Source organism: Streptomyces sp. NPDC023157 (assembly GCF_055560575.1).
The window spans coordinates 375,433-398,335 of sequence record NZ_JBVHIL010000008.1; the positions used below are offsets into that span (position 1 = coordinate 375,433).

Annotated in this window: 23 protein-coding genes and 2 pseudogenes; 10 read left to right on the top strand and 15 right to left on the bottom strand. The window is 73.4% G+C overall.

The genetic code is table 11. From position 1 onward, the window contains the following. Positions 1–143 precede the first annotated feature (143 nt). From ACZ3ZE_RS28225 to ACZ3ZE_RS28240, 4 genes are read left to right on the top strand one after another with little or no spacing between them, the layout of a single operon-like run. The gene (locus tag ACZ3ZE_RS28225; protein WP_442304853.1) at positions 144–707 is read left to right on the top strand and encodes a MauE/DoxX family redox-associated membrane protein; all 564 of its coding nucleotides are present in this window, start codon (positions 144–146) and stop codon (positions 705–707) included. 26 nt (positions 708–733) lie between these two features. After that, the gene (locus tag ACZ3ZE_RS28230; protein WP_467261258.1) at positions 734–1,291 is read left to right on the top strand and encodes a TlpA family protein disulfide reductase; all 558 of its coding nucleotides are present in this window, start codon (positions 734–736) and stop codon (positions 1,289–1,291) included. A gap of 50 nt (positions 1,292–1,341) precedes the next feature. After that, on the top strand, positions 1,342–3,195 hold the full coding sequence (locus ACZ3ZE_RS28235; RefSeq protein ID WP_467261260.1) for an ABC transporter ATP-binding protein: 1,854 nt from the start codon (positions 1,342–1,344) through the stop codon (positions 3,193–3,195). Positions 3,196–3,224: 29 nt separating this feature from the next. Further along, positions 3,225–3,701, top strand: a complete 477-nt coding sequence (locus ACZ3ZE_RS28240; RefSeq protein WP_361629279.1) for a S26 family signal peptidase — start codon at positions 3,225–3,227, stop codon at positions 3,699–3,701. Positions 3,702–3,744: 43 nt separating this feature from the next. Here ACZ3ZE_RS28240 and ACZ3ZE_RS28245 read toward each other — a convergent pair whose 3' ends face one another. After that, a complete protein-coding gene (locus ACZ3ZE_RS28245; RefSeq protein ID WP_467261262.1) occupies positions 3,745–6,351 on the bottom strand; it encodes an ATP-binding protein in 2,607 nt (868 codons plus the stop codon). Between the two features lie 107 nt (positions 6,352–6,458). Further along, positions 6,459–6,695: pseudogene (locus ACZ3ZE_RS28250) on the bottom strand (nSTAND1 domain-containing NTPase); the annotation flags it as partial. Positions 6,696–6,847: 152 nt separating this feature from the next. Here ACZ3ZE_RS28250 and ACZ3ZE_RS28255 point away from each other — a divergent pair. Both ACZ3ZE_RS28255 and ACZ3ZE_RS28260 read left to right on the top strand, forming a co-directional pair. Further along, positions 6,848–7,348: a metallophosphoesterase family protein gene (locus ACZ3ZE_RS28255; protein ID WP_467261264.1), complete on the top strand. Its 501-nt coding sequence runs from the start codon at positions 6,848–6,850 to the stop codon at positions 7,346–7,348. A gap of 306 nt (positions 7,349–7,654) precedes the next feature. Beyond that, positions 7,655–8,128, top strand: coding sequence for a DUF5709 domain-containing protein (locus ACZ3ZE_RS28260; protein WP_467261266.1), 474 nt, complete (start codon positions 7,655–7,657; stop codon positions 8,126–8,128). Between the two features lie 73 nt (positions 8,129–8,201). Here ACZ3ZE_RS28260 and ACZ3ZE_RS28265 read toward each other — a convergent pair whose 3' ends face one another. Next, on the bottom strand, positions 8,202–9,113 hold the full coding sequence (locus ACZ3ZE_RS28265) for a UbiA family prenyltransferase (protein WP_467261268.1): 912 nt from the start codon (positions 9,111–9,113) through the stop codon (positions 8,202–8,204). A 78-nt stretch (positions 9,114–9,191) separates the two neighbouring features. Between ACZ3ZE_RS28265 and ACZ3ZE_RS28270 the strand changes: the two genes are divergently transcribed. From ACZ3ZE_RS28270 to ACZ3ZE_RS28280, 3 genes are read left to right on the top strand one after another with little or no spacing between them, the layout of a single operon-like run. Next, the gene (locus tag ACZ3ZE_RS28270) at positions 9,192–10,310 is read left to right on the top strand and encodes a type III polyketide synthase (RefSeq protein WP_467261269.1); all 1,119 of its coding nucleotides are present in this window, start codon (positions 9,192–9,194) and stop codon (positions 10,308–10,310) included. Positions 10,311–10,329: 19 nt separating this feature from the next. Then, the gene (locus ACZ3ZE_RS28275; RefSeq protein WP_467261271.1) at positions 10,330–10,866 is read left to right on the top strand and encodes an isoprenylcysteine carboxyl methyltransferase family protein; all 537 of its coding nucleotides are present in this window, start codon (positions 10,330–10,332) and stop codon (positions 10,864–10,866) included. Then, positions 10,863–11,894 carry an NAD(P)/FAD-dependent oxidoreductase gene (locus ACZ3ZE_RS28280; RefSeq protein ID WP_467261273.1) on the top strand — a complete coding sequence of 344 codons (1,032 nt, stop codon included), beginning with the start codon at positions 10,863–10,865 and terminating at the stop codon, positions 11,892–11,894. The genes ACZ3ZE_RS28275 and ACZ3ZE_RS28280 overlap by 4 nt, the downstream gene beginning before the upstream one ends. 188 nt (positions 11,895–12,082) lie before the next feature. Here ACZ3ZE_RS28280 and ACZ3ZE_RS28285 read toward each other — a convergent pair. From ACZ3ZE_RS28285 to sigK, 9 genes and pseudogenes are all read right to left on the bottom strand, one after another. Further along, positions 12,083–12,529 (bottom strand): annotated as a pseudogene (locus tag ACZ3ZE_RS28285) (alpha/beta fold hydrolase); the annotation flags it as partial. 63 nt (positions 12,530–12,592) lie between these two features. Next, positions 12,593–13,423: a DUF1295 domain-containing protein gene (locus tag ACZ3ZE_RS28290; protein ID WP_467261275.1), complete on the bottom strand. Its 831-nt coding sequence runs from the start codon at positions 13,421–13,423 to the stop codon at positions 12,593–12,595. After that, positions 13,420–14,706, bottom strand: coding sequence for a class I SAM-dependent methyltransferase (locus ACZ3ZE_RS28295; protein ID WP_467261277.1), 1,287 nt, complete (start codon positions 14,704–14,706; stop codon positions 13,420–13,422). The genes ACZ3ZE_RS28290 and ACZ3ZE_RS28295 overlap by 4 nt, the downstream gene beginning before the upstream one ends. Further along, complete coding sequence (locus tag ACZ3ZE_RS28300) at positions 14,703–16,040, bottom strand: class I SAM-dependent methyltransferase (RefSeq protein WP_467261279.1); 1,338 nt, start codon at positions 16,038–16,040, stop codon at positions 14,703–14,705. Before ACZ3ZE_RS28300 ends, ACZ3ZE_RS28295 begins: the two co-directional genes overlap by 4 nt. Further along, the gene (locus ACZ3ZE_RS28305; protein ID WP_361631112.1) at positions 16,037–16,804 is read right to left on the bottom strand and encodes a DUF1365 domain-containing protein; all 768 of its coding nucleotides are present in this window, start codon (positions 16,802–16,804) and stop codon (positions 16,037–16,039) included. Before ACZ3ZE_RS28305 ends, ACZ3ZE_RS28300 begins: the two co-directional genes overlap by 4 nt. After that, positions 16,801–18,060: an NAD(P)/FAD-dependent oxidoreductase gene (locus ACZ3ZE_RS28310; protein ID WP_467261281.1), complete on the bottom strand. Its 1,260-nt coding sequence runs from the start codon at positions 18,058–18,060 to the stop codon at positions 16,801–16,803. The genes ACZ3ZE_RS28305 and ACZ3ZE_RS28310 overlap by 4 nt, the downstream gene beginning before the upstream one ends. Positions 18,061–18,188: 128 nt before the next feature. Next, positions 18,189–18,347 carry a redoxin domain-containing protein gene (locus tag ACZ3ZE_RS28315; RefSeq protein ID WP_467261348.1) on the bottom strand — a complete coding sequence of 53 codons (159 nt, stop codon included), beginning with the start codon at positions 18,345–18,347 and terminating at the stop codon, positions 18,189–18,191. An 81-nt stretch (positions 18,348–18,428) separates the two neighbouring features. Next, a complete protein-coding gene (locus ACZ3ZE_RS28320; RefSeq protein ID WP_363291563.1) occupies positions 18,429–19,178 on the bottom strand; it encodes an anti-sigma factor in 750 nt (249 codons plus the stop codon). Further along, complete coding sequence (sigK, locus tag ACZ3ZE_RS28325; protein WP_467261283.1) at positions 19,175–19,840, bottom strand: ECF RNA polymerase sigma factor SigK; 666 nt, start codon at positions 19,838–19,840, stop codon at positions 19,175–19,177. The genes ACZ3ZE_RS28320 and sigK overlap by 4 nt, the downstream gene beginning before the upstream one ends. Before the next feature lie 298 nt (positions 19,841–20,138). Between sigK and ACZ3ZE_RS28330 the strand changes: the two genes are divergently transcribed. Then, entirely contained in the window at positions 20,139–20,378 is a 240-nt protein-coding gene (locus ACZ3ZE_RS28330; RefSeq protein ID WP_361631123.1) for a chaplin, read from the top strand. A 150-nt stretch (positions 20,379–20,528) separates the two neighbouring features. On the opposite strand, the gene ACZ3ZE_RS28335 is transcribed toward ACZ3ZE_RS28330, so the two are convergent. The 3 genes from ACZ3ZE_RS28335 to ACZ3ZE_RS28345 all read right to left on the bottom strand — a co-directional run bounded on the left by ACZ3ZE_RS28335 (position 20,529) and on the right by ACZ3ZE_RS28345 (position 22,836). Further along, the gene (locus tag ACZ3ZE_RS28335; protein ID WP_467261285.1) at positions 20,529–20,921 is read right to left on the bottom strand and encodes an ATP-binding protein; all 393 of its coding nucleotides are present in this window, start codon (positions 20,919–20,921) and stop codon (positions 20,529–20,531) included. Positions 20,922–20,956: 35 nt separating this feature from the next. Beyond that, a complete protein-coding gene (locus tag ACZ3ZE_RS28340) occupies positions 20,957–21,148 on the bottom strand; it encodes a helix-turn-helix domain-containing protein (protein WP_467261287.1) in 192 nt (63 codons plus the stop codon). A 362-nt stretch (positions 21,149–21,510) separates the two neighbouring features. After that, the gene (locus ACZ3ZE_RS28345; RefSeq protein WP_363291562.1) at positions 21,511–22,836 is read right to left on the bottom strand and encodes an alpha/beta hydrolase; all 1,326 of its coding nucleotides are present in this window, start codon (positions 22,834–22,836) and stop codon (positions 21,511–21,513) included. Positions 22,837–22,903: the final 67 nt, after the last annotated feature.

Consider the following 22,903-nt stretch of genomic DNA (forward strand, 5'->3'; position numbering starts at 1 on the left):
CCACCGCACGGCGCAGGCGGTAGCTCCGCGGCGCCATGCCCCGTCAGCACCATCGGGGCCGCCCTCGTCCGGGCACCGTACGACCCGTCCCGTGGCCCGGCTCGCACCAGGGCCGGGCCACGGATCTCTCCCCGGGAGACCCAGTGGAATTCGTCTCGGCCGTGAGCCGGATCGCGCTCGTCCTCGTCTTCGCGGCGGCAGTCCTCGGAAAGATCAGGAACGCGGAGTCCTTCCGCGCCTTCACGTACTCCGTGGAGACGCTGGGGCGGGTGTCCGCAGCCCGGGCGCCTGCCCTCGCGGTGGGCGTCGTCCTCGCGGAAGCGGCGGGCACGTTGCTCCTGGCCTGGCCCGAGGCCTATGGCGGCCGGCTTCCCGCGATGACCGGTCTTCTGACGACGAGCGGTCTGCTGGCCTCGTTCACCTACGCCGTCGCCCGCGCCCTGCGCGCCGGACAACAGGTGGCCTGCCGCTGCTTCGGCACCTCGGCGGGCCCCGTCGGCCCTCCCCAACTCGTCCGCAACGCCCTGCTCCTCGCCGTCGCGGCGGCGGCCGCCCCCGGCGTGTGGGACGGCGGGCACCTCACCTGGCAGGCCCGGTTCACCGCCTGGCTGTGCGGGGCGACGGCCGCTCTCCTCCTGGTCGTCGGAGACGAACTCGTCACGCTGCTGCGGCCCACACCCGCCGCCCCGACCCGTACGAGCAACTGATTCCCTCTACCGAGAAGAGGCCTCCCGTGGTCTACCTGGCCATAGCGCTGGTGGTCGTCGGCGCGCTCTGCGCGCTGGACCTCCTGCTGACGCTCGCGGTCCTCCGCCGGCTGCGGAACCGCTCCTCCGCCGCCCCGGCCCCCACGGAGGACGGCGGCATCTCCGTGGGCGCGACCGTGGCGCCCTTCAGCTCCCGGTGCATCGAGGGCATGCCCCTGACGGAACGCGACCTCACGGACGGCGCCGTGGTGTCGTTCTTCACCCCTGGCTGCAAGCCGTGCCGGGACAAGCTGCCCCGCTTCGTGGAGCAGGTCGGCGCGCTCCAGGGACGGCGCCAGGCGATCGCCGTCGTGGTGGCGGGGAGCCACGAGCAGCGGTACGCGGACGAGGCCCAGGCGATGGCCGAGCAGCTCTCTTCCGTGGTCAGGGTCATCCGGGAGACACCGGAGGGGCCCTGCGCGAGCGCCTTCGGCGTCAGGGCCTTCCCCGCCCAGTTCGCCGTCTCGGCGGTCGACGGGGAGCCGCCCACCGTGGCCGCGGTCGGGGACTCGGTCCTCACGGCCGTTCCGGCCGGGCGGGCATGAGTCCCGCCCCGGGTGCCGCGCCACCCCGCGCGGTGCCGCTTCACCACGCGGTGACGTCGGCCCTCGGGCTCGGCCTGCGGGCGACCCCCGCCGCGATGGCCGGATTCCTGGCCGTGACCGTGGTGTCCGCCGCTGCGCCCGTGGTGATCACGTGGCTGGTCAAGGACATCCTGGACGGCCTCGCGGCGGGCAACGGCGTACGCGGGAGCCTCGGCCCCGCCGTCGCGCTGGCCGTCGCCGGCGCCGTGTCGGCCGGCGCAACTCAGCTCACCGCCTACCTCCAGGCCAGGATGACCCGGGCGACCAGTCTCCTCGTCCAGGAACGGCTGCACACCGCCGTCGACGGCTTCGTGGGGCTGGGCCGTTTCGAGAACCCGGAGTTCCTCGACCGTCTCCGGATGGCCCAGCACGCCGGCGGGCTCGCCCCCTTCCAGGTGGTCCAGGCCGTGGCGGGCATCGTCCGCGGCTGCGTCCTCCTCGTCGGATTCCTCGGCTCCCTCGCCGTCCTGCATCCTCTGCTCGCCGTCGTCGTGTCGCTGTCCGGTGTCCCCGTGCTCTGGGCGGAGATCGTGCTCAGCCGCCGGCGTGCCGCCACCTTCTGGGAGATCAGCCCCGCCGAGCGCCGGGAACTCTTCTACGCGACGCTGCTGTCGAGCGTGGAGGCCGCGAAGGAGATCCGGCTCTACGCCGCCGGACGCTTCTTCCGGGAACGTCTGCTGGCCGAACGGCGCAGGGCCGACGGGCTGCGGGAGCTGATGGACCGCAGGGAACTGCGCGTGCAGACCTCCCTTCAGGTGGCCGCCTCCCTCCTGGCGGGCGCCGCACTGCTGTGGGCGGTCGCCTCCGCCGCACGGGGGACCATGACGGTCGGCGGCGTCTCCCTTGTGCTGGCCGCCATCCCCGCCGTACAGAGCGCCATCGCGGGACTGGCCGGTGAGACCGGGCAGGTGCACCACTCCCTCATGATGTTCGATCACTACGTCACCGTCGTGGGGCTCGGCCCCGACCTCCCCGCCCCCGGGCGCGCCACCGCGGTCCCGCCCCTGCGGGACGCCGTCGAACTGCGGGACGTGTGGTTCCGCTACGACGAGGGCACGCCCTGGGTGCTGCGCGGCGTCGACCTGCGCATCGAGGCGGGGAAGGCGCTGTCCCTCGTGGGCGTCAACGGCTCGGGGAAGTCGACGCTGGTCAAGCTGCTGTGCCGGTTCTACGATCCCACCCGCGGCCGCATCCTCTGGGACGGCGTCGACCTGCACGCCATGGACCCGGTGGAGCTGCGGCGCCGTGTCGCCGCCACCTTCCAGGAGCCGATGCGCTACGAGCTCACGGCCCGCGAGAACATCGCCGTCGGCGACCTGAGCGCCCTCGACGTGCCGGAACGCTGTGAGGCGGCGGCCCGGCTGGCGGGCGTGCACGAGGACGTGACGCGGCTGCCCCACGGGTACTCCACCCTGCTGAGCCGCACGTTCCGGGGCGAGGACGACCACGCGTCCGGCGTGCAGCTGTCCGGAGGGCAGTGGCAACGGATCGGCCTCGCGCGCTCGTTCCTGCGTGCCGACGCCGACCTGCTGATCCTGGACGAGCCCAGCTCCGGTCTGGACCCGGCCGCCGAGCACGAGATCCACACCCGGCTGCGGGCCCGCCGCTCCGGCCGCACCAGCGTGCTGATCTCGCACCGGCTCGGCGCGGTCAAGGACGCCGACACCATCGCGGTCCTCCAGGACGGGCGCATCACCGAACGGGGCGACCACGCCGCCCTGATGGACCGCGAAGGGACCTACCACCGGCTGTTCACGCTGCAGTCCCGCGGCTACCGCGAACGGACGGACGGCTCCGGGGACGACGTGGCGGACGAAGAGGCAGGCACGTCCCACCCCCTCGTGCTGCCCGGCCTGAGTCCGTGACGCGGCCGGTGCGGAGGCGTTCCGCGTACGTGGCGGCGGGAAGTGCCGCCGGGCTGTCGGTCCTGGGGTGCGCGGTCGCGTTCCTGCTCCGGCACCGTTGCGTCCTGCTCGACGTCAGCGGCTCCAGCATGACCCCCACCTACCGCGACGGGGACCGGCTGCTGGCCCTCAAGGTGCCGGCACGCCTCGTGCGCAGAGGGGCGGTCGTCGCGATCCGGATGCGACCGGCCGGGGGCGCGGCGGGGGACGTCACGGAGGGCCAGGACGCCCTGCCCGGCGGGCCCTTGCCCACCGCCGTGATCAAACGCGTCGCCGCCCTTCCCGGAGACCGGACACCCGGCCGGCCTTCCTCGACGGACCTCGTGCCGGCCCGGCACGTCTACGTCCTCGGTGACAACCACGAGGTCAGCTACGACTCCCGCCAGACCGGACCCGTGCCGTTCGACCGGCTCGCCGCCGTGGTTCTCGGCCGGGTCCGCCACGGCGTCAGGCCCGGCGATGCCTGACCACCGTGCGCCGTGCGGCCGCGGGGCACCGCCGGCCGCCCCGCTAGCCGTCGGCCGACCCCGCCCCGGAGGGAAGGACCACGGCTCCGCGCCGGGCCGCCGCGGCCGCCTCGCGGGTTCGGGCCGCCGCGTCGTGGTCGCCGCCCAGGGCGTGGGCCTCGGCCAGCGTGTCGAGACCGGTGGCCAGCCAGGTCCGGGCGCCGATGTCCCGCCACAGCCGCACGGCGGCCTCCGCGCGCCGACGGGCGTGCTCCGGCCGGCCGGCGGACAACTGAGCCTCCGCCAAGGCGTTCAGGGCGGCCGCCTCGCCCCAGATGTTGCCGAACTCGCGGTAGGTCCACAGGCTGCGGGCCAGCATGCGGCGACCCTCGTGGAGGGAGCCCTGGCGGACCAGGATGTCGCCGAGCCAGCAGGTCGCGTGCGTGGCCCCGAGCCGGTCGCCGAGTTCGGTGCTGATCGCGGCGGCCAGCCGGAAGGACTCGGCGGCGGGGGCGTAGGCCCCGAGGGCGCGATGGCTCTGCCCCAGACACCGCAGGGCCTGCGCCTCACCGGGGCGGTAGCCGCCGCTCCGGCTCACGCGCAGGCCCTCCGTGAACCGCTCCATGGCCGCCGGGACCCGGCCGTGTTCGAGCGCGATGACACCGACGCCGGTGGTCGCGTAGACGAGACAGTTGACGTTCCCCGCCTTCCGGGCCAGCTCGGCGGCCTCCTCGAAGCACCGCACGGCGGCCTCGTACTGTCCGAGGAGCCGGTGTACGTACGCGAGACCGGCGGTCGCGCTCGCCCGGTACGACGGCCCCAGGCCCTCGGCGAGCAGCAGCGCCTGCTCGAAGTGGTCCAGCGCCTCGGGGTACCGGTCGAGAATGGTGGTGAGTTCGCCCAGGCAGCGGTGGAGCTGCGAGGCGCTGCGCCGGTCGCCGACGTGCGTGGCGGCCTTCAACGACCGCTTCTGCAAACGCTCCCAGTCGTCGAAGTGCCCGCCGACCTGGAAGAGCGTCGTCAGCGTGGTCGCCAGCCCCGCCGCCGGTGCCACCTCCGAGCGGTCCAGCGCCTGGTCCACCACCTGGATGAGGAACTGCCGCTCCTCCGTGAACCACGCGAGCGGAGCGGCGAGCAACTGCTCAGTGTCCCCGGGAGAGAGCCGCCAGGAGACCAGGTCACTCTGCGAGACGCCCTGGAAGTCGACGCTGAGCGTGTCCGCGGCCCGGTCGGCCAGATGGAGGGCGGCGCCGAGGAGCCGGGTGAGCGCCTCGGCGCGCTCCTGCCGTCGCAGCTCGCCACTGGCCCGTTCGCGCGCGAGTACCCGTACGAGATCGTGCAGTTGGTAGCGGATGCCGGTGGTGCCGACCGCGCGGACCCCGACGAGGTGGACCTCCACTAGGTCGTCGAGCACCTTCTCCGCCTCCACCAGGTCGACCCCCAGCAGGGCGGCCAGGGCCCAGACCCCGAAGTCGGCCGTGGGCATCAGGGCGAGGAGGCCCAGGGCGTGCTGGGTGGCCGGCGTCATCCCCTGGTAGGACAGGTCGAGGCTGGCGCGTACGGCGATGTGCCCGACGGCCAGTTCGTCGAGTCGGCGCTGTTCGTCGGCGAGGGCGCGGGCGACCTTCCGCAGCGGCCAGTGCGGCCGTGCGGCGAGGCGCGCCCCGGCGACCCACACCGCGAGGGGCAGACCGCCGCAGGTGTCGACGATGGACCGTGCCGAACCCGCGTCCTCGGCCGTGCGGTCCGTGCCCAGCATCTCGCGCAGCAGCGTCAGACCGGTCGCGGAGTCGAAGACGCCGAGCGGCAGCCGGTGACCGCTCATGTCGGCCAGGGTGGTGCGGCTGGTGACCATGACGGCGCAGCGGGCGCCGTTCGGGAGGAGGTCGCCCACCTGCAGGGCGTCGGCCGCGTTGTCCAGGACGATCAGGGTCCGCCGCTGGGCCAGGAGGGTGCGGTAGAGGTGGACGCGGTCGGTCATGTCGGAGGGCACGGCACCGCCGCGTACGCCGAGCGCCCGCAGGAACGCCCCGAGGACCGTGAACGGCTCGGCCGGTTCCGCGTCGAACCCCCGCAGGTCGGCGTAGAGCTGTCCGTCCGGGAAGCGGGGGGCCAGCTGATGGCCGGCGCGTACGGCGAGAGCGGTCTTGCCGACCCCCGCGGGACCGGTGACCAGGACGACCGACGGCCCGGGCCCCGGCCGGTCCAGCATCCGGCAGGCGGTGTCCAACTCCTCCTCACGGCCCACGAACAGCGCCGGATCGGCGGGGAGCAGCCAGGGCGTGAGCGGCCAGCGGTCCCCTCCGGCATCCTCCTCGGCACCGCCCGCGGCCAGGGGGTCCCATGACTCCGGGGAGGGCCGGGCGACGGCCTCGGTGCGCGGGGCGCCCTCCCGCCGGGCGAGCACCTCGTGTGCCGCCAGCCATTCCCGTACCGCCGCCGGGTCGCCGCCGCAGGCGCGGACGAGCGCCGCCACCACCTCCGGCCGCGGCAGCGACCCCCGGCCCAGCGCGTTCGCCATCGTGCTCACCGGCAGGTGGTCGCCGGCCTTCCGGGCCTCGCGCTCCAGCGTGCGGTAGGAGAGACCGGACCGGGTCTTCGCGACCCGCAGCAGGGCGACGAACTCGGCGGCCGTCCGGGCGTGGCCGGGCCGCGGTAACGGGGTAGTCACAGGCGGGCACACTACCCATTCAGCGGTGCGCTGACAGCCATCGATACCGGCCAGACCCGGGGCTGTCCTGATCCGGGACGGCCCGCGACACGGGCGCGCGGCGGGTGTCAGGCCGGGCAGATCCGGTCCGGGAGTCCGGCGGGCATGCCATGGCGCTCGTCCTGGGTGAGGTCCCGGCCGACGACGTCGCACAGGTGGCGTCTCCAGAACGCGCCGGAAACGCCGTGCATCGCCTCGTACGTGCTCGTGCCCAGCCGGTCGGCGAACCGGTCGTCCCACAGCCTCTTCAGTACGAAGCCGAGGAGCGGCAGGCTCTCGGGCTCGCCGCACGCGTCGTCGGGAAGCGATTCCCCGGCTGGCGGCTGGCGGCTGGCGGCAGCGGGGGAGAGCGGCTACGTATGGCTGGTGTCGACGCTCATCCGCCGCGGTACGCCGCATCACCGGGGCCGGCCGTCCGCGGGAACGTCGGCGCCCGTGGAGGCCTACCGTGGGAGACATGCGGCTCCTGCTGACCTCGGACACTCATCTGCCCGTTCGCGCCGCGGCCCTGCCGGACGCCCTCATGGCGGCCCTCGACGACGCCGACGCCGTCATCCACGCCGGTGACTGGATCGACGAGGCCACGCTCGACCTGCTGGTGTCCAGGTCCCGTCGGCTGATCGGCGTGTACGGCAACAACGACGGCCCGGGACTGTGCCGCAGACTTCCGGAGGTCGCCCGCGCCGAGCTGGAAGGACTGCGGTTCGCGGTCGTGCACGAGACGGGAGCGGCCGCGGGACGGGAGCGGCGCTGCGCCGCGCGCTTCCCCGACGTGGATGTCCTCGTGTTCGGCCACAGCCACATCCCGTGGGACACCAGCGCCGGGACCCTGCGGCTGCTGAACCCCGGCTCGCCCACGGACCGCAGGCGCCGGCCCTTCTGCTCCTTCATGACGCTGACCGTGGCGGGGGCGGAACTGCACGACGTGACGCTCCACCGGCTTCCCCCGCGCCGCTGACCGTTCTGGGCCCCCCGCCGCGAGATCCCCGCCACCGTCCCACCCCCGTGGACCCGACCCGCCGACCTGCCGACCCGCCGTCCCGCGCAGGCCGCGAGGCGCGCCGGGCGAAGAAGCGGACTTCCCGGCCGTTTCGCCCGATCCGCCGCGGGCAGCCGCTCCAGAGAGTGATCGACACGCAAGACAGCGAGAAGACCGAGCCCCCACCCGATGGCGCGACGGACCCCGTACGAGTGCCCCGGGGCCACGGAGGATCCGTCGACGGGTGTAGCCGCATCCGGCCGACGACGGCGAAAGGAGCGCTTGATGAGCGAGAACCAGACGGCGGACGACGCCTATCAGCCCACGGGCGCCCGCGAGGAGCAAGAGGACGTGGCGCCGCTGGACCTCCAGAACGCCGTGGACGAGCGCACCTACGACGCCATGCTGGACGAGGGCTACTCGCCTCCCGAGAAGCCGCTGGGCGTCACCAAGCACGGCACGACGGCCGAGGAGCAGCAGACCGGTGAGTCCCTGGACGGCAGGCTCGCCCAGGAGGTCCCCGATGTCGCGGAGCCGGAAGGGGACGGTCTGGGGGACCTGCCCGGCGGGGAGGGCGAACTGATCGACACCGAGGTGGGTACCGACCGCGCAGGGCGGTTGAGGGCGCCGGACGAGGGTGCCCGTACCGACACCACCCGGGAGCTGATCGCCCGGGACGAGGGCATCGACGGAGGCGCGGCGAGCGCCGAGGAAGCGGCCGTGCACGTCGTCGAGGACGAAGCCCCGGACCCGACGTGACGGCCGGCCGGCTCACCGCCGCCCCGTATGGCCCCCGCTCTGCGGCACCGACGACAAGCTCAAGGCGAGCCGGTCACGGCGCGATCCGGGCCCCGGCAGGCGCGGTTCCGGCCAGCACCAGCAGTACGACGTCGAGTCCGGCCAGGGCCAGGATGGCGACGAAAGGCCCCCGCCCGCGCAACAGCGCGGGCGGTCCGGCCACCGCCACGGCGCAGAGAGCGACGGCCACGCCGACCGGTGCCGCTCCGGCGAGGGACGCCCGGCCCCCGGGGCCGGCCGTCAGCGTCACACAGGAGGCCAGGGTCAGGGCGGCGGCCGACGCCGAGCATCCCCGCCGGCCCAGTCGCTGAGGGAGCCCGCGCACCCCGCTCGCGAGGTCGTCGTCGAGGTCGGGCAGGACGTTCGCGAAGTGGGCGCCGGTCCCCAGGAGGGCCGCCGCGGCGGTCAACCACGGGGGCGGCCAGGGGCCGCCGGGAAGAGCCAGCGTCAGGAACGCGGGAAGCAGCCCGAAGGCGACGGTGTAGGGCAGCCAGGAGAGAACCGTCCGTTTGAGCCACAGGTTGTACGCCCATCCCCCCGCGACGCCGCCGAGGTGCACGGCGCCGGCCAGGAGCCCGCAGCCGAGCGACAGCGGGACGCAGACCAGCAGGGCCGTGCACGCCGCCGCGCCCACCGTGCCCGGCCGGGCGGCCCCCGTGGCCAGCGGCTTGTCGCGGCGTCCCGCCGCTCGGTCGCGCACGAGGTCCAGCCGGTCGTTGGACCAGCCGATGGACAGCTGCCCCGCGGCGACGGCGGCCACCGCCAGGGCCCCGGAGGCGAGATCCAGCCCGAAGACGGTGGCCAGCAGGGCCGTGAGGACCGTCACCGCTGCCGCCGGCACCGGGTGACTCGCCTTCAGCAGACCGAGGACGAGGGAGCGTTCCGTCGGGCCGGGCACCGCCGGAGCGGCGAGGCGGTGGGGTCCTTCGTCCGTGGTGGGGCGCATCGCCCCACGCTAGGCGACGGCGCGCCCGTGTTCTCCCGGTTGAGGGTGTCGACGCCTCCTTGTCCCTATGTTGGAGCAATGACCCGCGTCCTCGCGGTGAGCACGGCCTTCCCGCCGCACCGCTACCCGCAGCACGAGATCACCGAAGAACTCGTCTCCGGCCTGCCGCCCGGATCCGACCGGGCTCTCGTACGCCGGCTGCACGCCGCGGCCGGTGTGGAGAGCCGGCACCTCGCTCTGCCCCTCGACCGTTACCGCGATCTCGGTTCCTTCGGCGAGACCAACCGCCTCTTCGTCGAACTGGCGGTCGCGCTGGGCGCCGAGGCCGTCGAGCGGGCGCTCCACGACGCCGGCGTCCACGCGGAGGACGTCGACCTGGTCGTCTCGACCACCGTGACCGGCATCGCGACCCCCTCTGTGGAGGCGCGCCTCGCCGCCGAGGTCGGTCTGCGGCCCGACGTCCGGCGCACGCCGCTGTTCGGGCTCGGTTGCGGCGCGGGCGCCGTCGGCCTGGCCCGCGTCCACGACTTCCTCGAAGGACGGCCGGACGGCACCGCTCTCCTCCTCTCCACCGAACTGTGCTCACTCACCTTGCAGCGCGCCGACACGTCGACGGCGAACCTGGTGGCGGGCGGCCTGTTCGGGGACGGAGCCGCCGCCCTCGTGGCCGTCGGCGCTGAGCGTCCGGCCGACGCCGGCCATCCCGTCGGCAGTGCCCTCTCCTCGGCCTCCGCGTGTACGTCATCAAGCCCGGCCGGTTCCTCCGGGCCGAGCGTCGTGGCGGCACGCAGCCGCCTGTACCCGGGGACCGCGCACCTGTTGGGGTGGGACGTCGGCGACTGGGGCTTCCGCATGGTCCTCGGTCCGGAACTCCCGGAACTCGTCAGGTTGCAGGTGACCGAGGAAGTCGAGTCCTTCCTCGCCGCGCACGACCTCAAACCCGGGGACGTGGGCGCCTGGATCTGCCATCCCGGCGGCCCGAAGATCATGGACGCGCTCGCCGGCGGGCTCGGCCTGCCGGACTCGGCCCTCGCGGCGAGCCGCCGCGCCCTGGCCGCCCACGGCAATCTGTCCTCGGCCTCGGTGCTGCAGATCCTGAAGGACGTCCAGGTCGCCCGGCCGCCGTCCGGAACGACCGGTCTGGTGATCGGCCTGGGGCCCGGCTTCGCCTCCGAACTCGTCCTCCTGGCCTGGTGAGGCTCTCGTGACAGTGACGGTGACGTTGTACACCGCGTTGGTCCTGCTGGTCGTCGCCGAACGCTTCGCGGAACTCGCCGTGGCGCGACGCAACGGGAACTGGAGCCGGGCCCGGGGCTCCCGCGAGCACGGCGCCGGACACTACCCGGTCATGGTCGTCCTGCACGCCGCGCTCCTCCTCGGCTGCCTCGTCGAACCCCGGGCGGCCGACCGGCCCTTCCTGCCGGTGCTCGGCTGGGGCGCCCTCGGCCTCACCCTGACCGCCCAGGCCCTGCGGTGGTGGTGCATCGGGACGCTGGGGCCCCGCTGGCACACCCGGGTGCTGATCGTGCCCGGCCTGCCGCTCGTCGCCTCCGGCCCGTACCGCTTCCTTCGGCACCCCAACTACGTCGCGGTCGTCGTCGAGGGCGTGGCCCTGCCGCTGGTGCACACCGCCTGGCTGACGGCCCTGGGCTTCTCGCTGCTGAACGCGGCTCTGCTGACCGTCCGCATCCGCTGCGAGAACGACGCGCTGGCGTCGTCACGTGCCCTCGCCCCCGCCGGAGCCGCGTCGTGATCGACCTCCTCGTCGTCGGGGGCGGACCGGCGGGTCTGGCCACCGCGATCCACGGAGCGCGACGAGGCTTCGAGGTCGTGGTCGCCGAGCCTCGGCCCGCGCCCATCGACAAAGCCTGCGGAGAGGGTCTGATGCCCTCGGCGGTGCGCGCCCTGGACGCCCTCGGCGTGCGGGTGCCCGGCGGGCGCCTCCGGGGCATCCGCTACGTGGACGCCGAAGGCGGCCGGCGTGCCGAAGCCCTGTTCCGTACGGGGCCCGGTCTCGGAGTACGCCGAACCGTGTTGCACGAGGCGCTCGCCGCCCGGGCCCTCGGACTCGGCGTCCGCGTCGTGCCGCACCGCATCCGTCGCGTGTCCCAGTCCGACGCGTACGTGACCGCGGACGGGATCGCCGCCCGCTATCTCGTGGCGGCCGACGGACTGCACTCGCCCACCCGGCGCGCGCTCGGCCTGACCGTACGGCCGGCCCCCGCCCGGCGACACCCGCCCCGGTACGGGCTGCGCCGCCACTACGACGTCGAGCCGTGGACCGACCTGGTGGAGGTGCACTGGTCCGCCGACTGCGAGGCGTACGTCACTCCGCTCGGACCACGGCAGCTCGGCGTCGCCATCCTCACCTCGAGCCGACTGCCCTTCGACGAGCAGCTGACCCGCTTCCCCGCGCTGGCCGCCCGTCTGCGCACGGCCGACGGGTCACCGGTCAGGGGCGCCGGGCCGCTGCGTCAGCAGGCCCGCGCCCGTACGGCCGGCCGGGTACTGTTCGTCGGCGACGCCGCCGGCTACGTCGACGCGCTGACCGGCGAGGGCCTGACCCTCGCCCTGACGGCGGCGGACGCCCTCGTGCGATGCCTCCGCGAGGGCCGCCCGCAGGCCTACGAACAGGCCTGGTGCCGCTTGTCCCGCAGCTACCGCCTCCTGACGAGGTCCCTGCTCTGGATCCGCAACCAGCCGGCCATGGCTCCCTTGATCACGCCGGCCGCCGCCCGGTTTCCCGGCCTGTTCCAGAGCACCGTGAACCTGCTGGCCTGAACACCCGCGTCCGAAAGCGGGCCCTCGGACTCGGACAGGCGCCACCGAAGGGACCTCGGACCGAGCCCCGTCGCTCGCCCGTACGGTGTGACGCCCCCGGGCCGCGCCGCAGGACTGCCGCCGCTCCGGCCGCCGGTCAGTTCCAGCGGATGAGTGTCGCCAGGTGGTCGTCGGAACCGTCCATGGGCGGTTCGAGGTCGGCGATCTTCACGGGCCGAGGAGCCGGGCATGCGAATGCCCCGGACGCGGGCCCCGGCGGACTTGGCCCGGCGGAGGTAGGTCCAGGTGTCGGTGGCAGACGTGATCGGGTCGGCCGGGTCGTGGAGGGCGATGACGGTGCGGTGGGCCAGGTGGGTGACCGGCTCGCCGGGAGGGCACCAGGGGGCGAGGGCGACGACACCGCGGACCTGCGGATCGTCGGCGGCGCGCAGCGCGGCCCGGGCCCCCATGGAGTGCCCGAGCAACACCACGGGCAGAGGGCCGGCCACATCCGCAAGTTCGGCCAGGGCCCGACGCGTGTCGTGAACGGGGTCGGCGCGCTCTGCGTTCCAGCCGCGCATCCGGTAGCGGACGTACCCGATGAGGACGTCGGCGTGGCGGGGGTCTTCGCCGAGTACCCGGGCGAAAGCTCTCATTCGCAGCTAACCGGGGCTCGGGCATATGGAGAGCGTGGAATGCGCTGTTTCGCTCGGGTCCGCTTATTTCGTGCTCGCCGGTGTGCCGCGGGCGGTTCTGCGGGGTGGCAGGGGGAGGAAGCCGCTGGTGCGGGCTGCGTAGGCTGCGTAGCCGGGGCGTTGGGCCATGTGCTTCTCCAGGAGGCGCTTGCCGCTGCCGATGGTGAGGAGCAGGGTCATGAGGACCGGGGAGAGGAGGACGGTGAGGGACGGCTGCCAGGCGGTGCAGGCGAGGAAGTACAGGCCCCACCAGATGAGGCTGTCGCCGAAGTAGTTGGGGTGCCGGGTCCAGGCCCACAGGCCCTGGTCCATGATCCGTCCCCGGTTGGCGGGGTCCGCCTTGAAGCGGGCCAGCTGGTGGTTGCCGACGGCCTCGAAGACCAGTCCGGTCGCCCACAGCGCGAGCCCGCAGTACGCCAGGACGCCCAGGGGCGCGGAGCTGTAGGAGGCCGCCTGGACGGGGAGGGAGATCAGCCAGACCAGGGCCGCCTGGCCGAGGTAGACGGTGCGCAGCGCGTAGAGGGTCCGGTTTCCGGGGGCCTTGTCGAGGAGGGCGGTGTAGCGGGGGTCCTCGCCATGGCCGCGGGAGCGGTGGGCGATGTGTACCGACAGCCGCAGCCCCCACAGGATGGTCGTCGCGGCGACGAGCAGGCGGCGGCTGTCGTCGCCGTGACCGTCGGAGAGCAGCCAGGTGACGGCGGCGACGGCGGCGAAGGCGAGTCCCCAGGCGATGTCGACGAGGCGGTGCAGTCCGCGGCGCACGGCGGCGGCGAAGGTGGCGAGGAGCACCGCCGTCGCCGTGCCCGCGCAGACGGCGAGGTTGACGCCGAGGGCGCCCCAGTCGGTCCCGTTCACGCGGGGCTGCCGGGGGAGTACCAGGCGGTGGGGGTGGCCGGCATGGCTGACGCCCCCTCGCGGGTGGGCCGCACGGCGAGGATCTGGTCGACGCCCATGCGGCGTTCGGCGAAGGCGAGCGAGGCACCGGCGAGGTAGAGCCGCCAGACGCGGGCGGTGGTCGTTCCGACGAGGGCCTCGATGTCGCTCCAGCCTTGTTCGAGGGAGGAGCGCCAGGCGTCGATGGTGGTCGTGTAGTGCTCGCGGAGCGATTCGACGGAGCGGGCCTCCAGGCCGGCGGTTTCCAGTACGTCCACGGTGCGGCCCACGGGGCGCATGTGCATGTCGGGGGCGATGTACGTCTCGATGAAGGCGCCTCCGCCGGGTGCGTGGGCGCCGCGGGACATCTGCTGGATCAGGAGGCGGCCCTCGGGGCGCAGCGCGTCGTGGAGCTTGGAGGCGAAGACGGGGTACTCGGCGTCGCCGACGTGCTCGCCCATCTCGACGGCCGCGGCCGCGTCGTATCCGCCGCCGTCGATGTCGCGCCAGTGCCGTAGCTGGACGTCCACGAGGTCGGCCACCCCCTCGCGCGTGGCGCGTTCGGCGACGTGGTCGTGCTGGGCGCGGGAGAGGGTGACGGCAGTGACGCGGGCCTTGTGTGCGCGTGCCGCGTGGACGGTGAGGGAGCCCCAGCCGCAGCCGACGTCGAGCAGCCGGTCCCCGGGGCCGAGGCCCAGTTTGCGGCAGATCAGGTCGAGTTTGTCGCGCTGCGCGTCGGCCAGGGTGTAGGTCGGGTCGTCCGGTCGGGTCCAGTAGGCGCAGGAGTACGCCATCGTCTCGTCGAGGAGGAGCGCGTAGAAGTCGTTGGAGAGGTCGTAGTGGTGGCTGATGCCCGCGCGGTCCCGCCCGACGCTGTGCAGGCCACCGGTCAGGCGGGCCCGCCCGTCGGGGCGCTTCGGGGGCGGTCCGACGACCCCCAGGCGTACCGCGAGGGCGGTGGCCGCGGCCATGCTCGCCGGTCCTGGGCGTGCCGCAGGCCGGTCACGGACGTTTCGGCCGGCCCTGGAGAGGGCGTCGGCGAGGTCGCCCTCGACGTCCAGGTCGCCGGTGACGTACGCCTCGGCCAGGCCGAGCTCGCCCGGCTGCCACACGAGGCGGCGCAGCGCGTCGGGCGAGCGGAGGACCACCAGGGGCGCGTCGGCGGGGCCCGTCTGGCTGCCGTCCCAAGCCCGGACGCGCACGGGCAGCGGCCCCGGGAGGAAGTGGCCGAGGAGTTGGGCGAGTCGGTCGGCGGCGGGGCTCATCGAGGGGTTCCTTCGGTGAGGAGGAGCTGGCGGACGTCGAGGTAGCGGGAGCGGAATCCGGCTTCCGAGTAGGCGAGGTAGAACTCCCACATGCGCTGGAAGACCGGGTCGAAGCCGAGGCCGGTGACGGCGGGACGGTTGGCTGTGAACCGTTCCCGCCACAGGCGCAGGGTCTCCGCGTAGTGCTCGCCGAAGCCGTCGTCGGCGGCCGTGTGCAGGCCGGCGGCGGCGGAGTGTTCGGCGATGGCTTCCCGGGAGGGGATCAGGCCGCCGGGGAAGACGTACTTGCTGATGAAGGTGTGGGTGGCGGCGGTGTGGAGCATCTGCTGGTGGCCCATGGTGATGGCCTGGAGGGCGATCCTGCCGCCGCGGGCGAGTGCGCGGCGCAGGGCCGTGAAGTAGGCGGGCCAGTAGTCGGCGCCGACCGCTTCGATCATCTCCACGCTGACGACGGCGTCGTACCGCCCCTCCGCGTCGCGGTAGTCGCGCAGCTGGACGTCCACCCGGCCGGCGAGGCCGGCCGCGGCGATCCGCTCGCGGGCCAGGGCCGCCTGTTCGGCGGAGAGGGTCAGGGTGGTGACGTGGGCGCCGCGGGCGGCGGCCCGCAGGGCGAGTTCGCCCCAACCGGTGCCGATCTCCAGCAGCCGGGTGCCCTCGCCGACGGCGGCGAGGTCCAGGAGCCGGTCGATCTTGCGGTGCTGGGCGGCGGCGAGGGAATCGAAGCAGGCGGGGAACGCGGTGAAGACGGCGGAGGAGTAGGTGAGGGTGGGGTCGAGGAAGGTGGCGAACAGGTCGTTGGACAGGTCGTAGTGGCGCTGGATGTTGGCGCGGGCCCCGTCGCGGGTGTTCCGGTCGGCGACGGGGCGGGAGGCCACCCACAGGCCCCGGAGCCGGCGCAGTGGAGCGGGGACCAGGTCGTCGGCGTGGGCGGCGAGGACGGTCAGGACGCCCGCCAGGTCGTCGCTGTCCCATTCGGCGGCCATGTAGGACTCGCCGAAGCCGATCAGTCCGTGCCGGCCGATGCGGCGGTGGAAGGCGTCGGCGTCGTGAAGCGTCAACCGCGGACCCGGGGCCGACGCGCGGTCCCGGGCGGAGGGCCCGGTCAGCCCCAGCCGGTCCAGTGCCCGGCCCACCAGCTGCCGGGCGACGGCCGTGCGGACCGGGCCGGCTGGGGGGAGCCGGGCCACGTCCGGCCAGAGCTCCGCGTCGACGTCGGCGCGGCGGACGGCGGGCACGGCGGCCGCCGGGTCGACGACCTGGTCCTGGCGAGGGACCCGGACCGGGCCGCCGGCGGGCTGGGGCCGGGGCTCGGAGGTGAGGGCGGGGCGAGTCACGGCAGCATGCCTTTCTGCGACGTGGGGCGGGGACGGGGCTGCACGGGCAGGCCGCGCAGCAGCAGGTGGATGCCGTGGCGGCGGATCCCGGCCCAGACCGCGGCGGTGGACCAGGGTCTGCGCACGGCCGCGGACAGCAGGGCGGGCACGCTCGCGGGGCGTCGGACGCCCCGGACCACCGCGGTGAACGCCCGGCCTCCTTCGTGCTCCAGCTGGACGGCCAGGCCGAGCCGTTCGCCGGGCAGCGGCAGCCGCATCCGGTAGCGGCCCTCGACCGCGAAGAACGGTGAGACGTAGAACTCCTTGTCCACTTCCGCCTCACCGGCCTCGTCGGTGCGCAGCAGGTAGCAGTGGCGCTGACCGTAGGTGTTGTGGACCTCCGCGACCACGCACACCAGGGCGCCGGCGGCGTCGTGGCACCAGAACACGCTGAGCGGGTTGAAGACGAATCCGAAGACGCGGGCGTGCGCGAGCATCACCACCCGCCCGCCTTCCAGGTCGACGCTGTGGGCGGCGAGGAAGGCGTCGAGTCCGGCACGGACGGACCCGGCGGAGCCGGCGAAGTGGTCGCGGGCGTCGAAACGGGCGAGGGGACGCAGCGGCCGGGGCAGTGCAGGGAGCCGGTCGAGGTCCACGTACCACAGGTAGGTGCGGTGCCGCAGAGCGTGCCGCAGGGGCGTGCGGCGGACGTGTGTGATCACGCAGTCGTACAGCGCCGGTGTCCCGGCCGCCGTGAGCGCGGCGGCGGAGTCGGTCCCGGTCACGAGCGCAGCCCCAGGGAGCGGGCGGCCCGGACGCCGGAGCGGCAGCCGTCCTCGTGGAAGCCCCAGCCGTGCCAGGCCCCGGCATACGCGGTCGTGGCCGTGTTGAGTCGGGGCAGTTCCCGCTGGGCTGCGACCGAGGTGGGGGTGTACACCGGGTGTTCGTACACCATCCGCTCCACCACCCGGTCCGCGGCGATGCCGTCCTCGCCGCCGAGGGTGACGACGTAGTCGGCGCCGGCGGGCAGCCGCTGGAGCCGCCGCATGTCGTAGCTGACGCGGACGGGCTCGGCCGTGGGGTCGCAGCTGGTCATGCGGTAGTTCCAGCAGGCGCGGGCGCGCGGCGAGCGGGGCAGGACGGTGGTGTCGGTGTGCAGGACGGTGGGGTTGCGGGAGTAGGTGAACGCGCCCAGGAGCCGCTTCTCGTCCGTGGTGGGGTCCGCGAGCATCCGCAGTGCCTGGTCGGGGTGGGTGGCGATCACCACGGCGTCGTGGGCGTCGGTGGTCGCGTCGGCGGTGGTGATCAGCACGCCCCGGCTGGTGCGCTGGACGGCCTTGACGGGGCTGGAGGTCCGGACCCGCTGGATGTGTTTGGCGGCGGCGTCGACGTAGGCGGCGGAGCCGCCGGTGACGGTCTTCCACTGGGGGGAGCCGGTGACGGACAGCAGGCCGTGGTGGTCGAGGAAGGCGAAGAGGTAGGCGGCGGGGTAGGACAGGGCGGTGCGTGCCGGGCAGGACCAGACCGCGGAGACCAGGGGGAGGGCGAAGTGGCTGACGAAGTAGGCGGAGTACCCGCCTACGCGCAGGAAGTCCCCGAGCGTGATGCCGGAACGCGGTGTGCGGGCCAGCAGGCGGCGGGCGCCGCGGTGGAAGGCCGGAACCTCCGCCAGCAGACGAAGGTGGCGGCCTCGCAGGGCGGCCCGGGAGGCGAACAGAGCGGCCGGGCCGCGGGCGCCCGCGTACTCCAGGCCGCAGCCGTCGCACCGCACCGACATGCTCATCTCGGCGTCCTGCGTGCCGATCCCCAGTTCGCGGAACAGCTGCAGCAGAGTGGGGTAGGTGCGTTCGTTGTGGACGATGAACCCGGAGTCCACGGCGACCTGCCGGCCTCCGGGGGCCGGCAGGTCACGGGTGTGGGCGTGGCCGCCGAGCCGTCCGTCCGCCTCGTACAGGGTGACCTCGTACGAGGACGCCAGGACGTAAGCGGCGGTCAGTCCGGCCACCCCGGCGCCGACCACGGCCACTTTCCGGTCTTCCACCACAAGCGCTCCCGCCACTCGACACGCTCGACTGCTGCGTTTCACCCGTACTTCGCAGCGGCCGGGCGATCGGATTGGCGTGATGTGTGACCGCGGGGTGGAGGGTCCGGAGGAAGAGATGTGCCCGTTCAGCCGGCCAGGCCGTCGGAGTACGAGCACAGCTGTGCGCTGCACACCGGGGTGTCGTCGCCGGGGTAGAAGACGAGGACGAGCGGCTTGCCGCGCTGCTCGCACAGGGTGTGGTCGCGGCGATGGACGGTTTCGCCGTCCAGACGTACGCCGGACAGGCAGAAGTCGCCGACGATGTCCCGATCGCCGGGGCGCTCGCCATGAAGTACCTCGATCGCTGATCGATGCGGAGCGCCCGGTCAGGCGGGCAGGGCCATCAGGAGCAGGGGGTCGGTGGTGGGCTGGGGGGATCCTCCGTCGGGCTCGAGGGTGAGGCCGACGGCGCCAGCGTCCGCCGGATCGCCGGTGAGGATCACGGCGCCGTCGCGGTCGATCAGACCGGCCGGGAGCATCGTGCCGTCGTGGTCGAGCCACAACTGATAGGTCTTTCCGGGACCGGGTGCGGGCAGGTTGGCGGCGGTGAAGACGGCCTTGTTCTGCTGGTCGGACGTGACGACGGTGGTCAGGGCCCCATTGGCGGACTTGCCGTGAACGGTCTGGGCGTCCGGGGCTGCCAGGACGGCACTGACCGCGTCGAGCTGCTGCTGGGCCTGGCGGGCCCGCTGTTCGAGGTCCTCTCCGTTCTGCGTCTGCCACACCGCGACTCCGCCCAGTGCGGCGGCGGCCACGCCGGCGGCCAGGGCCAGGGGTACGGCCCGGCGGCGCAGGATGCCGCCGAGGGCGGGCGCCGCACTGGCGGCGGGGACGCGTGGGGGCAGCTGACGTACGCCGTCGATGGCGGCCATGACCTGTGCCTTGGCGGCCGGAGGCGGCGGCTGGGCGACCGCTGCCGCCAGGCGTGCTGCGGTCGCCTGGAACTCGGCGGCTTCCTGGCGGCACGCCTCGCACGTCTGGAGGTGGGCGTCGAAGTCCTTGCGTTCGGCGTCTTCGAGTGCGCCCAGGGCGTAGGCGGCGACGAGGGTGTGGGCGTCGGTGGCGTGGTGGTTCATGTGGTCACCCCCAAGCAGTCGCGGAGCCGGTTGAGCCCGTCGCGCATGCGTGTCTTGATGGTGGGAAGCGGCGTGCGCAGGGATTCGGCGACTTCACGGTAGGTCAGCCCTTGGTAGTACGCGAGGGTGATCGCCTGCCGCTGCAGTTCGGTCAGGCCGAGCACACAGCGCCGGACCTGCTCGGACTCCAGGCGGGTCTCGACCTGTTCGGCGACCTCGTCGAAGGCGGTGGTGTGCTCGCGGACTGCCTGGGCCTGATCGCGGTCGGTGGCGGCCTGGGCGGAGCGGACCCGGTCCACGGCCCGACGGTGGGCGATCGCCGCCGCCCACGCCGTCACCGCGCCGGCCTCGGGCCGGTAGCGCGCCGCCTGCCGCCACAGGTCGATCATGACCTCCTGGGTGACCTCCTCGGACTGCGCGCGGTCGCGCACCACTTTGACCACAATGCCGAAGACCAGGGGTGTCAGGGTGTCGTAGAGGGCGGTGAATGCCTGCTTGTCGCCGCGCGCCACCTTGCCCATGATCTCGGTGAGGTCGCTGGGGGCGGGGCGGCCGCTGCGGCCGACGCCAAAGGGAAGCGGCTGGTTTACCTGCGCCGCTCCGGTCGTGAGCAGAAGGCGAAGGGGCGGCCTGGGCCGGCCGTCGGGGGGCGGGGCGTCCATCGCAAGCCGGTCCTTTGTCGTCGCTCGATCGTGCTGGACCGTCCGGGGGCGCTCCGGTCACCGAAGTCTGGTGGGTGTCTCGTCCATTCTCCGTAGCGGACGGGCGCGTGGATGGGGGGTGCTACGTCACCCGCGCCATCCGTGAGTAACCCGTTCGAGGGAAGCCGGGCGCAGCGGCCAAGCCGGAGGGCGTAGGGCGGCGAAGACGGTGCGTGAGGAGAGTGGAGCGACGTTCTTGGCTCCCCTCACCGGCCGCGCGGGTTGCGCGGCCGAGGCACCCTCGTAGGAGGTAGTTCACATGGTTCGTGTGCGACACGGTCTGGCGGTGGCCCTGGCGGCCGGTGCGGTGGTCGTCGGCGGGGCGTCGATGGCATCGGCCGATGCCGGTGCGCAGGGAGTGGCCGCCTACTCGCCGGGAGTGGGATCGGGCAACCTCCTTCAGGTTCCCGTCCACATCCCGGTCAACGCGTGCGGCAACACCGTCAGCGTGATCGGGCTGCTGAACCCGTCCTTCGGCAACACCTGCGTCAACGCCTGACCGAGCACCGCGAGAAGAGCTCCGGTCCGCCACCTACAAGACGGGGTGCCGCGGACCGGTGATCCGCCCGGAGGGCAGCGCGCTCCAGGCGGGTCGGCCGCGGGCGGCTGTCGGCACAGCCGCCCGCGGCACCACGTCCTTCCGCCTGGGCTACCAGGTGAGGACCGCGATGACCTGCCTGCCCCGGATGGAGGGGCTGACGAAGAGGTCCGCCCCCAGCGCCCGGACGATCTTCAGTCCCCGGCCCCCCGGCCCCCCCGGCTCCTTGCGCCGCGCGTCGCGGTGGCTCCCGGTCAGGTCCGCCGTCCCGTCGCTGACGGCGGTACCCGCCCGGCCCCGCTCCAGGCTCAAGGTGAGCGCGTAGGGTCCGGCGGCGTGCAGTACCGCGTTGCCGACCAGCTCCGAGACGACGAGTACGAGATCCTCGGCAACCTCACGGGGGCAGGCGTCCGCCTCCTGTGCCAGGAGCCGTGCTGCGGGCTGACGGGCCTGGTGGCCGCAGGTCCGTCCGCGAGGATCGGCAGATGCAGCGTGGCCGGACATCCGCAGGGAGCGATGGCGGTGCCCATGATGATTCCTCACGCAGAACAGCGCCGATGATTGTCCCGCTGCGCCCGGAGGCCTCCCGATGCCCGGCGAGGCGGAGAGATCGGTGCCTGGGCTGCCAGGTATTTGCGGACCGTGCGGCGGTTGAGTCCCGTCTCCTTCGCGATCTCGGACAAGCTCATCGCCCCGGACTCGAACAGCCGGAGAAATCGTCGAAGCTCCATCCATCGCTGCGGGTCCAAGACCTCGGCGAGCCGCCCTCCGCCGGCCCCGAACAGGCCAGCAGCAGCTGCCCAACAGCAACCCTCAGCACGTCAAGAACTGGGCACGTTCATTCGTACGTGGCTGGGCACGTTCACGTGTACCCCGACAACCGCTTGCCTGCGGGTCCGTCCCAAGTGCCGCTGTCAGCCCAAGGCTGAAGAGGGGCGCTGTCGGGTGAGGTCAGCGCCCTTCTTGTGTTCTTCGTTGAACACCCTCGACCTGCACCAGCACTGGGACGCCCCCAAGGGGCCGACCACGCTGTGGCACTGAGGTCGTGCTCTGCTTTCGTCGGGCGGCCTTTTTCGGCGTGTGGTCCGGAGGGTCACCCTCGTCGTTGCGGCGGGACGTGTTCCACGTTCACCGTGCCCGGGGCGTATGGCAGGTGCTTCCTGCCTGTCAGCAGGGCGTCGGCGGAGGTGTCGCCCATGAGGTAGCGGCGGAAGAAAGCCGTCGTGTAGGCGGTGGTGATCCGGCGCTGGGTGGCCTCGTCCAGTCTGGAGTGTTCCTGCTCCTGGCCGTCCTGGGAGACGCAGTACCCGGGACGCCGGCCGGAGACGGCGTCGTTCTTCCCGCCGACCTGTCCGCTCGCGGGGGACCACTGGGTGTTGAAGGAGTTGTGGTTGCCGCCGGTCAGGGTGACGCCGTGCAGGGGGGCCTTGTTCTTCCCCTTGTTCCAGACGATGTACCGGCCGGTGTTGACTTGGTCGCAGGTGCCCCACAGCACGGCGAGCGGGATCTTGGTGATCGGTTCGACGTCCCAGGTCGCGGTGGGGGCGAGGCCGAGTACGGCCTTCACCTTGACGCCTTGGGGCCAGGCACCGTGCCGGGCGTCGGATGCGTGTTGCATCACTCCGCCGCCCCCCATGGAGTGGCCGAGGGTGCCGACCCGGCCGAGGTCCACATGGCCGGCGAACCTGGCGCGGCTGTCCTGGCCCGTCCGTGCGTCCTTCAGCTTACCCAGCAAGGGGCCCTTCGCCTGGGAGAGTTGACGCCACAGTTCCAGATGCTTGTCGATCAGGGCGGCGCGGGCCTGGTACACCGACGGGGCCTGTCCCGCGCTGGTCGCGTTGATGCCGTTGGCGCCCATGGAGACCACGATGAAGCCCTCGCGGGCGAGGGCCTTGGCTAGGAAGTCGTATCCGGAACTGCTGGGCAGGGGGCGGACTCCGTCCCGGCAGGGCCAGGACCACAAGGGGGCGCTCGTTTGTTCGACGAGGGTGAGCAGGCGGGCCACCTCGTCCTCGTCGCCGGTCTTCTCGGCTTCGGCCAGTGCCTTCTGTGCGGCCTCGAGCTTGGTCTGTGCCGCGCGGTCCGCGCAGGTGTGCCACAGTCCGTGCTGCATCACGATCAGGGGATGCCGGCCCTTGGCCACGTCCTTTGGGTAGTGGACGACGGCGGCGAGTTCGGCTTTGCCCTCGTAGGGGGCGGGCGGCGTGAACGCCTGGTCGCCGAGGTCGTACCAGGCCTCCGCCACCTCGTGGGTTCCGGGACGGGCTTCCTGACCGGTCTCCTGGCCGGGCGCGGCCTTACCGGCCGAGGCCTGCACGGGTACGACCACCGCGGCCGCGACCGCTGCCACGGCGCCGGCGACAAGGGCTCTGCGGCCTGCTCTTCCGGAGAAGAGCCGCCTGCGGTGCTTCACTGCCATGAGTGTTCTTCCTTTCGGATCGTCTGGGGCTCGGATCGTCCGGGCCGCCATGTGCGGGCGGTACCTG